Raw genomic sequence first — 14579 nt, 5'->3', positions numbered from 1 at the left:
TTCTGCTAAAGTAGCCATTCGGGGAACAATACGCTACAGGGTTGGGTGGCTGTCATGGCGACAATGAAAGATTTCTCGGCGCTCCAGGGATTGCGCCGCGATCTGCAGGAACAGGAAAAAGCGCGCGCACTAGCCCTGGCCGAGCGCCAGCGCCAGGAAGCGGCAGCCCGCGAGGAAGCCAACATCTTCCGCAACAGCATCGGGCAGGTGGCGCCCTTGCGCCCCAAGGTGGTCGACAAGGCCCTGTGTCTTCCGGAACCTCCCCTCCCCATTCCGCGCCAGCATTTGGCCGATGAACAGGCCGCACTGCTGGAGTCGCTCTCGGATGAGTTCACCATCGAGACCCTGATGGACAGCGACGAAAATCTCAGCTTCGCCCGCCCCGGTGTGGGCATGGATGTATTGAGCAAGCTGCGTCGTGGCAACTGGGTGATCCAGGCCCAGTTGGACCTGCACGGCTACCGCCGCGACCAGGCGCGCGAGGCCCTGGGTGAATTCCTGCGCCAATCGCGCCGCCGCGGCCTGCGCTGCGTGCGGGTGATCCATGGCAAGGGGCTCGGTTCGGTAAACAAGGAACCCGTACTCAAGCACAAGGTACGCAACTGGCTGGCGCAGAAGGATGAAGTGATGGCCTTTTGCCAGGCGCGCGCGGCCGATGGCGGCGCGGGAGCACTGGTGGTGCTGCTGCGCTCCAGCGAGCGGGCCTGACTACCGCGCCTGCGGCATCAGCCCGCAGACAAATGGTCCAGCATGGCCACGATGGCCTCGAAATGCGGCCGTGCGGCGGCGTCAGGGCTCAGACAAGCCTGGCGCACACCGGCCAGCGCGGCTCGCTGCTTCTGGCCCGCCTCATCTTCCGGCTGGCCATGCGCTAGCAACTCTTCCAGCAGACAGCCATAGGCCCGCACTTCCATGGCCTGCACACCCCAGGCATGGGGCTGTTCGACATCGTAGAACCAGGCCGCACCGAAATCGCCGAGCAGGGCTTCACCCTCCCGATGCAGGATGTTGTGACCGTAGAGGTCGCCATGCACGATGCCCTGCGCATGCAGGTGAGCTGCTGCCGAGGCGATATCGCGTGCAATGACGATCACCTGGCTCCAGGTCAGCATGAAGCCTTGCGCATAGACATCGCGCGTACAGGATTGCAGGTCAGGCGGGCCGGCCAATACCTTGAAATCGCGATCAATCAGCGGCATGACCAGTCCCTGCACCGCTTGCGGATGACCTTGCAATCGCCCCAGCACGGGAATCAGCCCGCGATGGCGGCCGGCCATGATGCAGGCCGCCATCTCGCGCTCGGGCAGGCCGTCGCTGGTGACGGCACCCTTGAAGAGCTTCAGCGCCACCGGCTGCGTCTTGTTCGCGTCCTTCCAGCGAGCGGCGTAGATCACGCCGGAAGCACCCTCGCCCAGCTTGTCGGCCAGTTGCAGATCCCGCCAGTGGATTGCCGCCACCTGAGCATGGCGGTCTGCCGCTTCTTCCACCGCCGCGCACCAGGCATTGCCGGCCATGGCCAGCCAGCTCAGACGCGGCAGGGTCAGCAGCCAGTGTGGAAACGCCTCCAGTGTATTGGCCGACAGGCGCAACAGTTCCAGATGGCGGCAGGCCGCCAGTTCCGATGGCAAGGTGCGCAGGCGGTTCCCGGCCAGCATCAGCTTTTGCAGGCGACTGCATTGCCCGATGCTGGCGGGCAGCCGGGTGATGCGATTGTCGGTCAGCACCAGCCAGCGCAGCGAAGGCGGCAGCGATTCGGCGGGGACGTGTTCGATGCGGTTGGCCTTGAACCCGATCATTTCCAGCGCAGGACAGCGCCCCAGCACGGTTGGCAATACGGTAAAGGCATTGTCGGAACAGAACACGATGCGCAAGCGACGCAAGCGCGGCAGGTCGTCGGGCAAGGCAGCCAGCGCGTTCCCGCTCAGGTCCAGAATCTCCAGGGTTTCAGCCAGTGTGAAGATTTCTGGCGGGAATTCGCGCAGGCCGCACGACAGAGACAGGCGGGTAATGCCTTTCAGGGCGCCGCTGCGCAATTGTTCCAGGGTGTGCATGCAGAGAGGTGAAGAAAAACGTCAGAAAGCGCGGAGTTTAACAGTGCCCGCCCGGCCCTTCAGAACAGATCCAGCTGGGCATCGCCTGGTGATCTGCCGGACCTCGCCTGCGGTCGCCGAAAACGGCTGGCATCCAGCGTGGCAAAGGCCCGGTTGCGGTGATCGATGCCGAGCCGCCGGCTGGCCTTCTCGAAACGCTGGTGCAGCAGGTCGGCCCAGACGCCGGTGCCACGCATGCGGGTGGCGAAGTCGGCGTCGTAATCCTTGCCGCCGCGCATGTCCTGGATGCGGTTCATCACCCGCGCCGCCCGGTCGGGGAAGTGCGCCTGCAGCCACTGCCGAAACAGCGGGCTGACTTCCCACGGCAGGCGCAGCACGATGTAGCCCGCTTGCCGCGCACCGGCGTCGACGGCGGCTTCCATCACACGTTCCAGGTCTGGCTCGGTCACGAAGGGAATCACCGGGGCAATCGATACGCTGACCGGAATACCCGCCTCGGCCAGGGTACGAATCACCCGCAGCCGCCGCGCCGGGCTGGCCGCGCGCGGCTCCAGCGTGCGTGCAATGGCGGCATCGAGCGTGGTGATGGTGACCGCGACGATGGCCTGCCCCTTGGCGGCCATCGGGGCCAGCAAGTCGATGTCGCGCTCGATCAGGGAAGACTTGGTAATCATCGCCACCGGGTTCTCGCAATCGTGCAGGATCTGCAGGATGCGCCGGGTCAGTTGGTGCTCGCGCTCGATGGGCTGGTAGGCATCGGTATTGATGCCCACCGTGATGGTGTCGGGTTCATAGGACGGCTTTGCCAGTTCGCGCAGCAGCAGGTCGGGCGCATTGCGCTTGGCGACCAGCCGGCTTTCGAAATCCAGACCGGGCGAGAGGCCCAGATAGCTGTGCGAGGGCCGTGCAAAGCAGTAGATGCAGCCATGCTCACAACCCCGGTAGGGATTGAGCGAGAGCGAGAACGGCAGGTCCGGCGAGCTGTTGCGGCTGATGATGGAGCGCGCGTCTTCCTCGGTGACGATGGTCTTCAGGCGCGGCGGCTCGTCATCCTCCATCACCTCGGCTGCAAGCGGCTCGACGGCGGCAAAACTGACCGCCTGCCAGCCATCATCGAACTCTTCCCGCGCCACCGATTCGTAGCGCCCGCGCAGATTGGTGACGGCTCCCCGACCCTTGCGCGCGACCTGGTTGCGATGGACGAAGGTTTCCGGCGTGAGGGTGGCGTCATCCTCGCCAGGAGGCGCAGGCTGGTCAGGAAAAGGCCGGGCAATGCCCTGCGGGAATTTGGGGAAGGAAGCCAAGGCAAGCTCAACGATACTGTATATATGAACAGTATTTTGCCTTCACTTGGGGCGCACTGCAAATGCTGTTTCAATTTGTCCGGGTGCCGCATTAATCGGTTATGCTTGTTCACCCTCAGCTTCCCATCAGCGAAGAAAGCGACCACAAAGGGGGAACAAGGACCACCCGAGGTCCCAAGGAGACAAGGATGCAATACCAGGCAAACCGGCGCGCTGCCGGTGCATTGCTGGGCGCCTCGCCCCTGGTGCAGTCCGGCGCCGATGCGCTGCTGGATCTGCAGGCTATCGAACGCTCGCACCAGCGCAGCTCGTCCTACGGCATCACGCGCGGCCAGCGGCCCGACTTGGACGCGCTCTCGCGCGCCGACCTGGCACAGACGCTGGAAGCCAACCAGGCCCTCTCCGGCCACGCCCGCCCGGTCATGGAAACCCTCTACGACCAGATCCGCAATACCCACAGCATGGTGATCCTGTCGGACGCCGAAGGTACCATCCTGCACACCCTGGGCGACAGCGATTTCCTGGCCAAGGCCGACCGCGTGGCGCTGGGTCCGGGTGGATGCTGGTCGGAACAATTGCGTGGCACCAATGCCATCGGTACGGCCCTGTTCGAGCAGAAGCCGACCACCGTACATGCCCAGCAGCACTATCTGGATGCCAACCGTTTCCTGACCTGTTCAGCCGCCCCCATCTTCGACCATCGCGGCCAGGTGCTGGGGGTGCTGGACGTCTCCGGCGAATGCGGCAGCTTCCACAAGCACACCATGGCGCTGGTACGCATGTCGGCGCAGATGATAGAAAACCACCTGCTGGCCGGCAGCTTCCCCGATTGCATCACCCTGCACTTCCACAGCCGTGCCGAATTCGTCGGCACGCTGGTCGAAGGCATCGTCAGCTTCACCCCGGGCGGACGCTTCCTGGCGGCCAACCGCAGTGCGCAGTTCCAGTTGGGGCTGACGCTGGCGGCGCTGCAATCGCATACCTTCGCATCGCTCTTCGGGGTACCGCTGTCGCTGCTGTTCGAGCACCATCGCAAGGCCGCCCCGGGCTTGCTGGAGCTGTGCCTGCACAACGGCATCCGCATCCATGGACGGGCCGAACTGCGGCTGCGCGACCAGCATTTCCAGAATGCGCGCGAAGCCATCATCGATACGCCGCACACGATCCCCGCCGCCCGCCCGGCGCCCGTAGCACGGCCTCATGCAGGCCCGCCGCGTCCCGGCCTGCAGGCACTCGATACCGGCGACGCTCGCATGAGCGCCCTCATCGCCAAGTTGCGCAAGGTCATCGACCGCGATATTCCCATCCTCATCACCGGCGAGACCGGTACCGGCAAGGAATGGCTGGCTCAGGCCATCCACCGCGAGAGCGCGCGCTTCCGGGCCACGCAAACCCGGACAGGCGCAGCGCCTTTCGTGGCCGTGAATTGCTCGGCCATTCCGGAGAATCTGATCGAGGCCGAACTGTTCGGCTATGAAGACGGCGCTTTCACCGGTGCGCGTCGCAAGGGAGCGCTGGGCAAGATCGCCCAGGCCCAGGGCGGCACCCTCTTCCTCGATGAGATCGGCGACATGCCGCTGGCCCTGCAAGGCCGCCTGCTGCGGGTCTTGCAGGAACGCGCGGTGACGCCCCTGGGCAGCCAGCGCGTCATCCCGGTGGACTTCGCGCTGGTGTGCGCCACCAACCAGCCACTGCGCGAAATGGCCGCGCGTCATGCCTTCCGCGAAGACCTGTACTACCGTATCAACGGCTTGCAGGTGAAGCTGCCAGCTCTGCGCGAACGCAGCGACCTGGTCGGCCTGATCGAGCGCATTCTGGAGCAGGAAGGCGGCGCCGACGCGCCGCGCTTCGATACCCAGGCCCTGGCCCTGCTGCAGGCCAGCCGCTGGCCGGGCAATCTGCGGCAGCTCTCCAACCTGATCCGCACCTCCCTGGCCATGGCCGAGGGCCAGGCCTGGATAGGGGTGGAACACCTGCCAGATGACTTTCTGGAAGAGGCGGCGCCCGTGCAGGCGGCTTGCGAGATGCCGGTACACATGGCATATGAAGAAAAACGCGAAAAATCGCTCTCCATGCACGACAGCGAATGGGCTGCCATCGAGCGCGCCCTGCACACCCATGACGGCAACGTCAGCGCCGCTGCCAAGGCGCTGGGCGTGTCGCGCAATACGCTCTACCGGCGCTTCAAGTCACGCGGGCACTGAGCGGCGCCAGCGCGTCGTATTCCTCATCGGTAAACAGCCGCGAGCGCGTCAGGAAGCGCTTGCCGCTGCCGTTCTCCAGCGAGAACATGCCGCCGTTGCCATTGACCACGTCAATGATCAGTTGCGTATGCTTCCAGTATTCGAACTGGTCGGCGCCGATGTAGAACGGCACGCCATCGATCTCTCCCAGATGCACATCGGTATCGCCCAGCGTGAAGTCGCCGGCGGGATAGCACATCGGCGCGCTGCCATCGCAGCAACCGCCGGACTGGAAGAAGATCAATTCACCATGCCGCCTCTTCAACTGACGCAGCAAGTCCACCGTGGCCTCGGTGGCCGTTACCCTGGGCAATGCCTTCATCGCCATTCTCCTGTCGGATCTACCATAAAAGCGGCGCCGGCCGCGGGGAGGCGGACCGGCGCCGAAGCTGCCTTGCTGCAAGGAGTCAAACGAAGATCACGCGATCAGAAGAAGCCCAGCGCCTTGGGGCTGTAGCTGACCAGCAGGTTCTTGGTCTGCTGGTAGTGGTCCAGCATCATCTTGTGGTTTTCACGGCCGATGCCGGATTGCTTGTAGCCACCGAAGGCCGCATGCGCCGGATACAGGTGATAGCAATTGGTCCATACGCGACCAGCCTGGATCTCGCGACCCATGCGGAAGGCACGCGTGCCATCGCGGGTCCACAGACCCGCGCCCAGGCCGTAGAGGGTGTCATTGGCGATGGACAGGGCTTCTTCCTCATCCTTGAAGGTGGTCACCGAGACGACGGGGCCGAAGATTTCTTCCTGGAAGATGCGCATCTTGTTGTTGCCCTGAAACACCGTCGGCTTGACGTAATAGCCCGTGGCCAGGTCGCCGCCCAGTTCTTCACGTCCGCCGCCGGCCAGCACCTTGGCGCCTTCCTGCTTGCCGATGTCGATGTAGGAGAGGATCTTTTCCAGCTGCTCCTGCGAGGCTTGCGCGCCGATCATGGTGCTCTTGTCCAGCGGATTGCCCTGCTTGATGGCGGCCACGCGCTTCAAGGCGCGTTCGATGAAGCGCTCGTAGATCGATTCCTGCACCAGCACGCGCGAAGGGCAGGTGCAGACTTCGCCCTGGTTCAGCGCGAACATGGCGAAGCCTTCCAGGGCCTTGTCGAAGAATTCGTCATCCTTGTCCAGCACGTCGGCAAAGAAGATGTTGGGCGACTTGCCGCCCAGCTCCAGGGTCACCGGGATCAGGTTCTGCGAGGCGTACTGCATGATCAGGCGGCCGGTGGTGGTCTCGCCGGTGAAGGCGATCTTGGCGATACGCTTGTTGGAGGCCAGCGGCTTGCCCGCTTCCACACCGAAGCCCTGCACGATGTTGACCACGCCGGGCGGGATCAGGTCAGCGATCAGTTCGATCAGGACCATGATGGAAGCCGGGGTCTGCTCGGCCGGCTTCAAGACTACGCAGTTGCCGGCGGCCAGCGCCGGGGCCAGCTTCCACACCGCCATCAGGATGGGGAAGTTCCAGGGGATGATCTGGCCGACCACACCCAGCGGCTCATGGAAGTGGTAGGCATAGGTGTCGTTGTCGATGGGGCAGATGCTGCCTTCCTGGGTGCGCACGGCGGCGGCGAAATAACGGAAGTGGTCGATGGCCAGCGGGATGTCGGCGGCCATGGTTTCGCGGATGGGCTTGCCGTTGTCCAGAGTTTCGGCGGTGGCCAGCAGCTCCAGGTTGGCTTCCATGCGGTCGGCGATCTTGAGCAGCATGTTGGCGCGCTCGGTGGGGGAAGTCTTGCCCCAGCTCTTCTTGGCGGCATGGGCGGCGTCCAGCGCCAGTTCCACGTCTTCGGCGCTGGAGCGGGCCACTTCACAGAAGGCGCGTCCGATCACCGGGCTGATGTTCTCGAAGTATTCGCCCTTGACCGGGGGCACGAATTTGCCACCGATGAAGTTGTCGTAGCGTTGCTTGAAGGGGTCGCGTACGCCGAGTTTGCTGATGTCTGCCAGGTTCATGTCGTCTCCGTTCGGGTTATGGTTGAAATCCCGCCGCGATCATGGCCGCGGCGGAGGTTCATCCCTCTGGATGGCAAATCGCATGCCAGCCTGCAAACCTGCTCTGGAAGCGCCTTGCGCGCCAGCATCATTGTCACGCTGTGTCAATCTGGCGCAGCCCGGGACAGCGCAGAGGGACAGCCTGACACACTCTTTTTCTTGCACTGCGGACGTAAAAAAACCGGCCAGCGGCCGGTCTCTCGTGATGCTTGCGCTGTCCTGAATCAGACGGCATCCGGCCCGGTTTCGCCGGTACGGATACGGATCACCTGTTCCACTTCCTGCACGAAGATCTTGCCGTCGCCGATCTTGCCGGTGCGGGCGGCCTTGATGATGGCGTCCACGGCCTGCTCGACCACCTTGTCGTCCACCACGACCTCGATCTTGACCTTGGGCAGGAAGTCGACCACGTATTCGGCACCGCGATAGAGTTCGGTGTGGCCCTTCTGGCGACCGAAGCCTTTCACTTCGGTGACCGTCAGGCCCGTGACGCCGACTTCGGCGAGGGATTCACGCACCTCGTCCAGCTTGAACGGTTTGATGATGGCGGTCACTTGTTTCATGGCAATTCCTCTCTTGGTATGTCGTAAAGAAACGATCTCAACGATCTATTGAATAGCGGATACAGCATTTATTATTATTTTACTGGCAAGACCATGGCGTCCTGCCCACTTGCACATTGTCAATCAGGCGTGCCCAGCTTTCAACCTTCTTGCACAAGCCGGGCCATAAAAAGCCGGATTCAGTCCTCCAGATCGGGAATACGTTCCAGATCCCGGAGCCAGACGGTGGCCTCGCCATCGCTGGGTGCGCGCCAATCCCCACGCGGCGAGAGCGAGCCGCCCGAGCCGACCTTGGGCGCATTGGGCACGCAGGAGCGCTTGAACTGGCTGGTCTTGAAGAAGCGATAGACGAAGATACCCAGGTTTTTCTTGATCTGCGGCAAGCTGTACTGGTTGCGCGCACCATGCAGGCCATCCGGCCAATGGCCGATGCTGCGGTCTTGCCAGGCGCTGTGCGCCAGGAAAGCCACCTTGGCCGGCGTGAAGCCATAGCGCAGGATGTAATAGAGATTGAAGTCCTGCAACTCGTAGGGACCGATGAAGTCCTGGGTACGCTGGCCCGGCTCGCCGTCCGAGGCACCCGGCACCAGTTCCGGGCTGATTTCGGTTTCGAGGACGTGGATCAGCACTTCCGGCTGTTTCAGTTCCAGCGAACCGGATTCCGCCACCCAGCGCACCAGGTGGGTGATCAAGGTCTTGGGCACGCTGGCGTTGACGTTGTAGTGCGACATGTGGTCGCCCACGCCATAGGTACACCAGCCCAGCGCCAGCTCGGACAGGTCGCCGGTGCCGATGACGATGGCACCGTGATGATTGGCCAGGCGGAACAGGTGATTGGTGCGCTCACCCGCCTGCACGTTTTCGAAGGTGATGTCATAGACCGGCTCACCGCGTGAATACGGGTGATCCAGGTCCTTCAACATCTGTTCGCAGCTGGGGCGGATATCGATCTCCTGCGCCGAGCAGCCGACCTGCGCCATCAGCTGATGCGCCTGCACCAGCGTGCGGCTGCTGGTGGCAAAGCCGGGCATGGTATAGGCCAGGATGTTGGAACGCGGCAGGCCCAGCTTGTCCATGGCCTTGGCGCAGACCAGCAGCGCATGGGTCGAATCGAGACCGCCGGACACACCGATGACGACCTTCTTGATGTTCGAGGAAGACAGGCGCTGCACCAGTGCCTGCACCTGGATGTTGTAGACCTCGCGGCAGCGCAGTTCGCGCTGTTCGGCATTGGCCGGCACGTAGGGGAAGCGTGCCACCCGGCGTTGCAGCGGCAAGGACTGCTCCTGCGGGATCTGCACATCGAAACGTACCACTTCGAAGCGGCGCACTTCGTCGGCGTGGCGGCGCACCGACTGGCCAAACGTGGTCTGGTGGAAGCGCTCACGGGAGAGGCGTTCCAGGTCGATGTCGGCATAGATCACGTGACCGCCTTCGGCAAAGCGCTCGGACTCGGCCAGCAGTTCACCGTTCTCGCAGATGAGCGCCTGACCATCCCAGGCCAGGTCGGTGGTGGATTCGCCATTGCCCGCCGACGAATACAGATAGGCCGCCAGGCAGCGCGCCGATTGCTGCGACACCAGCTGATGGCGGTAACCCGACTTGCCGACCACGATGTTGGAGGCCGACAGGTTCACCAGCACGGTGGCACCGGCCAGCGCGGCAAAGGAAGACGGCGGGATCGGCACCCAGACGTCTTCGCAGATCTCGATGTGGAAGCGGAAGTCGGGGATGTTGCCGATCTCGAACAGCAGATGGCTGCCGAAGTCCACGTCCTGCCCCAGCAGGCGGGTACGGCGGGTGACGGCGCAATCGGCGCTGCTGAACTGGCGCGCTTCGTAGAATTCGCTGTAGTTGGGCAGGTAGCTCTTGGGCACCACACCCAGGATGCGGCCGTTGTGGACCACCACGGCGCAGTTGTAGAGCTGGTGATCGACCTTCAGCGGCATGCCCACGATGAGAGCGGCGGAGATGCGCATGGACGCTTCCAGCACCGATTGCAGGGCCTGCAGGGAGGCTTCCAGCAAGGCGCGCTGCTGGAACAGATCTTCGCAGCTGTAGGCCGACAGGCCCAGTTCGGGGAAGGACACCAGGGCCGCACCACGGGCGGCGGCCTGTTCGGCCAGGGCGATGGTAGCTTGCGCGTTGAAGCCGGGATCGGCCACCTTGCAGTCCGGCACTGCCACGGCGACGCGGGCGAAACCGTGGTTGTAGAGATTGAAGAAGGGGCTTTGCATAGCGTGTGTTGGACTCCGTGCACTTCGCCAGGGCGGCGACGCGTTCTGTTCATTTTGCGTAGAATGCCTGTTCGAGCGGGCCGTGGGCCGCGCCATCTTTCGCAGGTCACTTGCAGTCCATGGATTATCGCACGCGAATCGTTTCTTCTCTGGCCGAGATCGGCCCGTCCCGCTGGGATGCGCTGGTGACAGCCCAGGCCGAGGGCAATCCCTTCCTCTCCTACGCCTTCCTGCATGCGCTGCACGAGAGCGGCAGCGCCAGTCCGGAATCCGGCTGGGAGCCGCATTATCTGACGCTGTGGCAGGCCGATGGCGAGCAGGAGCAACTGGTGGCCGCCCTGCCCCTGTATCGCAAGTTTCACTCGTATGGCGAATACGTCTTCGACTGGGCCTGGGCCGAGGCTTACCAGCGGCATGGCGTGGACTACTACCCCAAGCTGCTCTCGGCCATCCCCTTCACGCCGGTACGCGGCGCGCGCCTGCTGGCCATCGACGAGACTGCCCGCGCGGCGCTGGTGACCGCATTACGGGCGCTGCAGGAGCGAAGTGAAGTTTCCTCCACGCATATCCTGTATCCCCCGCCGGAACAGGCGCAGCTGCTGGCGGACGACGGGTTCCTGCTGCGCAGCGGGGTGCAGTTCCACTGGCACAATGAAGGGTATGGCAATTTTGCGCAATTCGTCGATACGCTGGACCGCAAGAAGCGCAAGAACATCCTGGCCGAACGGCGCAAGGTGGCCGAGCAAGGCGTGCGCTTCGCCTGGCTGCGCGGGGCCGAGATCACGGAGGCGCACTGGCGCTTTTTCAATCGCTGCTATCGGCACACCTATGCCGCGCACTACTCCACGCCTTACCTGAACCTGGATTTCTTCCGCCGTATCGGTGAAACCATGCCGCAGCACCTGCTGCTGACGGTGGCGCTGCGGGGGGATGAGCCGATCGCTTCCTCGCTGACGGTGCATGACGCCGATACACTCTATGGCCGCTACTGGGGCGCACTGGAACACGTGCCCTGCCTGCATTTCGAGACCGCGTATTACCAGCCGCTGGAATTCTGCATCGCCGAGAAGATCACCTGGTTCGAAGGCGGTGCCCAGGGCGAGCACAAGATGGCACGCGGTTTCCTGCCGCAGAAAACCTGGTCGGCACACTGGCTGGCGCATCCGGGGTTCTACGATGCGGTGGAGCACTTCCTCTCGCGGGAAAGCAACGGCATCGATGGCTATATCTCGGAGCTGAACGAGCACAATCCCTTCCGGGATCCGCCACGCTGATTCGTCCTTCTCTCGCAGACATGAAAAAACCGGTCCGTGCACCACACGGACCGGCCTCATCAAAAAATATAAACGATTTAAATCGTTTAAATCCTTTTAATTATTTATAGCCAACACGATCCAGCATCTGCAACACCTTCTGCTGGTTGGCACCGACCGCACCCACGTTGATGACTTCGGCCTTGAACGGACCCATCTTCACCAGTGCCGGATTCTCGGTCTTCACGCTCTTGACGGCGGGCCACTCGTTGTTGCCTTCAGCGAAGTAGCGCTGGGCCGAATCGCTGGCCAGGTATTCCAAGAACTGCACGGCTTCGGCCTTGTGCGGCGCGTTCTTGGCCACACCGCCACCGGCGATGTTGACGTGCGCACCGTAGCTCTTCTGGTTGGGCCAGACGATGCCGACCTTTTCCATCAGCGCCACGTCTTCCGGCTTGGTCGAACGCAGCAGGCGCGCCACATAGTAGGAGTTGGAAATGGCCACGCCGCACTCACCCGAACCGACCGCCTTGATCTGATCAGTATCGCCACCGACCGGCTGGCGCGCCTGATTGGCGACCATGCCCTTCAACACGGCTTCGGTCTTGGCCGCGCCGTCATGCTCCAGCAGCGCGCCGAACAGCGACACGTTGTAGGGGTGCGAACCACTGCGGGTGCACAGCTTGCCCTTGTTCTTCGGGTCGCCCAGGGCTTCATAGGTATCGACGTCTTCCGGCTTGACGCTGGCCTTGTTGTAGACGATCACGCGGGCGCGGGTGGAGAAGCCGAACCACTGCGTACCCTCGCTGCCTTCCTTGCTGTGCAGGTTGGCGGGAATGCGCTCGTCGAGCAGCTTGGACTTGACCGGCTGGAACAGCCCTTCGCTCTGCGCCTTCCACAGACGGGCCGCATCCACCAGCAGGATCACGTCGGCCGGGCTTGAAGCGCCTTCGCTCTTCAAGCGCGCCAGGATACCGGCATCGTCGCCATCGACACGGTTGATCTTGATGCCGGTGGCCTTGGTGAAATCGGCGTAGAGGGCTTCGTCAGTCTGGTAGTGGCGCGCCGAATAGAGATTGATGACCTTCTCCTGCGCGAAGCTGGAAGCGGCAATGGCAGCCAGCACGGCGCCGACGGCGAGTTGACGGTGGAACATGGACCATCCTTTTCAAAAAGAGTGAACGACCGCCGTCATTGAAACGGCGTTTTCTTTTGGCGCGGAAGGCGGTCCGGGGATGTGGGACTTGGCTGTCGCAGTGGGCAATCTCGGGATCGCCTCGTTGTGGACTCAAGGCGTAATGCCTGAGCGGTTCATGGACCGCTGACGACTATATCACAAACAAGAAGCATTATCATCTGCGCAAATCCATCCGGCGCAGCACGATACAAAACACCCTTGCCGGCAGCCGCGCGGCAAGGGCGTGTTGGAGGCGATATGAAGCAATCAGATGAGCTTGACCGCAAAGTCCACACCGATGCCGGCCCACCATTCCTGCTCCTTCTGGAACCAGAAGGAAATGCTCGGATGTTCCCTGATGTAGTCGCGGCGGATCTCCAGGTCGATACGGCTCTTGAGCTTGACCCGCACCTTCTCCAGATCCAGAGTGATGTGTGCATGGCGGAACATCACCGCCAGCCGCAAGGCCAGCACCGCCTTGGCGAAATCGACATCGGCCAGCATCTCGCTGATCTTCTTGAGGTTGCCCTTCTGCCCGAGGATCAAGGTACTCATCAGACGCTGTTCGCGCGTGGTGAAACCGGGCAAGTCGGCATTGGCGATCATGTAGGCCGAATGCTTGTGGTAACCGGTGGGCGAAACGACCAGCCCGGTCTCGTGCAGCAGTGCGCTCCAGTAGAGATAGCGCGCGTAGGAATCGGTAGCGGGCTTGAGCAGCTGGAAGAAACCCAGCGCGGTATCGGCCACACCATGCGCACGGGCGGCATCGACGTGAAAGCGGCGGGCGAACTCTTCCACCGAACGGTCACGACGGTCGGCCTTGGTGGCGCGCAATTGCAGGTCCCACATCACGCCCATGCGCAGGCCGGCTTCCACCGGCGTGATCAGCGCAATGCCGAACTCCTGCATGAAGCCGATCAGCACCGCCAGCCCACCCATGATCACGCCGGCGCGATCAGCCTTCATGCCATCGAGCGCGATCTGGCTGACGTGGCCGAAATCGATCAGGCGCTGCATCAGGTCGGCCAGGCTGGGCAGCGTGATACGGCCATCACCCATGTTGTTGCGACGGATGGTATCGGCGATGGCGCGCATGGTGCCGGAAGATCCGTAGACGTTGACACTGGTCGCATCAAAGCTGAAGAGATGCACCGCATCTTCCACATGCGAACGCGCCGAAATGATGGCGCGCTCGAAAGCGGCCGCCGTAATGGCGCCGTCGGGGAAGAAGGCCAGGCTCTGGTTGACGGTGCCGATGCCGAAGGATTCGACGTGACGGATATGTTCGCCCAGACCACGGATGACTTCAGTGGAACCGCCGCCAATGTCGATGACCATGCGTTCCTCGCCGCCATCGGCCAGCACCCCGGCCACGCCCATGTAGATGAGGCGCCCTTCTTCCTCACCGGAAATGATCTCGACCGGATAACCGATGGCGCGCTCCAGTTCGGGCAACAGTTCGGTGGCATTCCTGGCTACGCGCAAGGTATTGGTGGCCACTACCCGTACGGCCGTGAGCGGATAGTCGCGCAGAATGGAGCGGAAACGGGTGAGCGAATCAATGGCACTCTGGCAGGCCTGCGGCGTCAGATTGCCGGTCTTGTCGATGCCCGCCGCCAGGCGGATGGGGTCACGGGCGCTCTTGATGACGCGTATGCCGTCGTCCTCGTACTTGCCGATATGCAAGCGAAAACTGTTGGAACCGAGATCTACCGCAGCAAACATTCATTTCCTTTCGCAAGGGCTGTACGCCGAACGGCACACA

11 protein-coding genes are annotated in these 14579 nt (G+C 62.9%); 3 read left to right on the top strand and 8 right to left on the bottom strand.

All coding sequences use genetic code 11. The features are described from left to right. Window positions 1-54 precede the first annotated feature (54 nt). Window positions 55-708, top strand: a complete 654-nt coding sequence (locus tag HNO82_RS00205) for a Smr/MutS family protein (protein WP_175342387.1) — start codon at window positions 55-57, stop codon at window positions 706-708. Window positions 709-725: 17 nt separating this feature from the next. Here HNO82_RS00205 and HNO82_RS00200 read toward each other — a convergent pair whose 3' ends face one another. Both HNO82_RS00200 and HNO82_RS00195 read right to left on the bottom strand, forming a co-directional pair. Beyond that, the gene (locus tag HNO82_RS00200) at window positions 726-2051 is read right to left on the bottom strand and encodes a leucine-rich repeat-containing protein kinase family protein (protein WP_175342386.1); all 1326 of its coding nucleotides are present in this window, start codon (window positions 2049-2051) and stop codon (window positions 726-728) included. 59 nt (window positions 2052-2110) lie between these two features. After that, the gene (locus HNO82_RS00195; protein WP_008327909.1) at window positions 2111-3355 is read right to left on the bottom strand and encodes a PA0069 family radical SAM protein; all 1245 of its coding nucleotides are present in this window, start codon (window positions 3353-3355) and stop codon (window positions 2111-2113) included. Window positions 3356-3543: 188 nt separating this feature from the next. On the opposite strand from HNO82_RS00195, the gene HNO82_RS00190 reads away from it, so the two are divergent. Next, window positions 3544-5559 carry a sigma-54-dependent Fis family transcriptional regulator gene (locus HNO82_RS00190; RefSeq protein ID WP_175342385.1) on the top strand — a complete coding sequence of 672 codons (2016 nt, stop codon included), beginning with the start codon at window positions 3544-3546 and terminating at the stop codon, window positions 5557-5559. Here HNO82_RS00190 and HNO82_RS00185 read toward each other — a convergent pair. From HNO82_RS00185 to HNO82_RS00170, 4 genes are all read right to left on the bottom strand, one after another. After that, the gene (locus HNO82_RS00185; RefSeq protein WP_175342384.1) at window positions 5540-5920 is read right to left on the bottom strand and encodes a DUF779 domain-containing protein; all 381 of its coding nucleotides are present in this window, start codon (window positions 5918-5920) and stop codon (window positions 5540-5542) included. The genes HNO82_RS00190 and HNO82_RS00185 overlap by 20 nt on opposite strands. Before the next feature lie 104 nt (window positions 5921-6024). Then, window positions 6025-7545: an aldehyde dehydrogenase gene (adh, locus tag HNO82_RS00180; RefSeq protein ID WP_175342383.1), complete on the bottom strand. Its 1521-nt coding sequence runs from the start codon at window positions 7543-7545 to the stop codon at window positions 6025-6027. 263 nt (window positions 7546-7808) lie between these two features. Next, the gene (locus HNO82_RS00175) at window positions 7809-8147 is read right to left on the bottom strand and encodes a P-II family nitrogen regulator (RefSeq protein WP_006463535.1); all 339 of its coding nucleotides are present in this window, start codon (window positions 8145-8147) and stop codon (window positions 7809-7811) included. A gap of 179 nt (window positions 8148-8326) precedes the next feature. Next, entirely contained in the window at window positions 8327-10384 is a 2058-nt protein-coding gene (locus tag HNO82_RS00170) for an NAD(+) synthase (protein ID WP_175342382.1), read from the bottom strand. A gap of 119 nt (window positions 10385-10503) precedes the next feature. On the opposite strand from HNO82_RS00170, the gene HNO82_RS00165 reads away from it, so the two are divergent. Then, window positions 10504-11658: a GNAT family N-acetyltransferase gene (locus tag HNO82_RS00165; protein ID WP_175342381.1), complete on the top strand. Its 1155-nt coding sequence runs from the start codon at window positions 10504-10506 to the stop codon at window positions 11656-11658. Between the two features lie 100 nt (window positions 11659-11758). Here the strand turns inward: HNO82_RS00165 and HNO82_RS00160 are convergent, their stop codons facing one another. Then, window positions 11759-12793 (bottom strand): Fe(3+) ABC transporter substrate-binding protein, encoded by a 1035-nt coding sequence (locus HNO82_RS00160; protein ID WP_008327901.1) that lies wholly within the window; start codon window positions 12791-12793, stop codon window positions 11759-11761. A 288-nt stretch (window positions 12794-13081) separates the two neighbouring features. Next, on the bottom strand, window positions 13082-14539 hold the full coding sequence (locus HNO82_RS00155; RefSeq protein WP_008327900.1) for a Ppx/GppA phosphatase family protein: 1458 nt from the start codon (window positions 14537-14539) through the stop codon (window positions 13082-13084). Between the last annotated feature and the right edge of the window lie 40 nt (window positions 14540-14579).

The organism is Herbaspirillum sp. C9C3 (genome assembly GCF_013359625.1).
GTDB lineage: Bacteria > Pseudomonadota > Gammaproteobacteria > Burkholderiales > Burkholderiaceae_D > Herbaspirillum.
Note: the sequence above shows the minus strand (reverse complement) of the source record. Positions and strands in the feature narration are given on the sequence as shown.

Excerpts from the sequence above, each read along its gene's own strand:
- HNO82_RS00205 (WP_175342387.1), top strand. The coding sequence starts at position 55 with ATGGCGACAATGAAAGATTTCTCGGCGCTCCAGGGATTGCGCCGCGAT.
- HNO82_RS00200 (WP_175342386.1), bottom strand. The coding sequence starts at position 2,051 with ATGCACACCCTGGAACAATTGCGCAGCGGCGCCCTGAAAGGCATTACC.
- HNO82_RS00190 (WP_175342385.1), top strand. The coding sequence starts at position 3,544 with ATGCAATACCAGGCAAACCGGCGCGCTGCCGGTGCATTGCTGGGCGCC.
- HNO82_RS00185 (WP_175342384.1), bottom strand. The coding sequence starts at position 5,920 with ATGAAGGCATTGCCCAGGGTAACGGCCACCGAGGCCACGGTGGACTTG.
- adh (WP_175342383.1), bottom strand. The coding sequence starts at position 7,545 with ATGAACCTGGCAGACATCAGCAAACTCGGCGTACGCGACCCCTTCAAG.
- HNO82_RS00175 (WP_006463535.1), bottom strand. The coding sequence starts at position 8,147 with ATGAAACAAGTGACCGCCATCATCAAACCGTTCAAGCTGGACGAGGTG.
- HNO82_RS00170 (WP_175342382.1), bottom strand. The coding sequence starts at position 10,384 with ATGCAAAGCCCCTTCTTCAATCTCTACAACCACGGTTTCGCCCGCGTC.
- HNO82_RS00165 (WP_175342381.1), top strand. The coding sequence starts at position 10,504 with ATGGATTATCGCACGCGAATCGTTTCTTCTCTGGCCGAGATCGGCCCG.
- HNO82_RS00160 (WP_008327901.1), bottom strand. The coding sequence starts at position 12,793 with ATGTTCCACCGTCAACTCGCCGTCGGCGCCGTGCTGGCTGCCATTGCC.
- HNO82_RS00155 (WP_008327900.1), bottom strand. The coding sequence starts at position 14,539 with ATGTTTGCTGCGGTAGATCTCGGTTCCAACAGTTTTCGCTTGCATATC.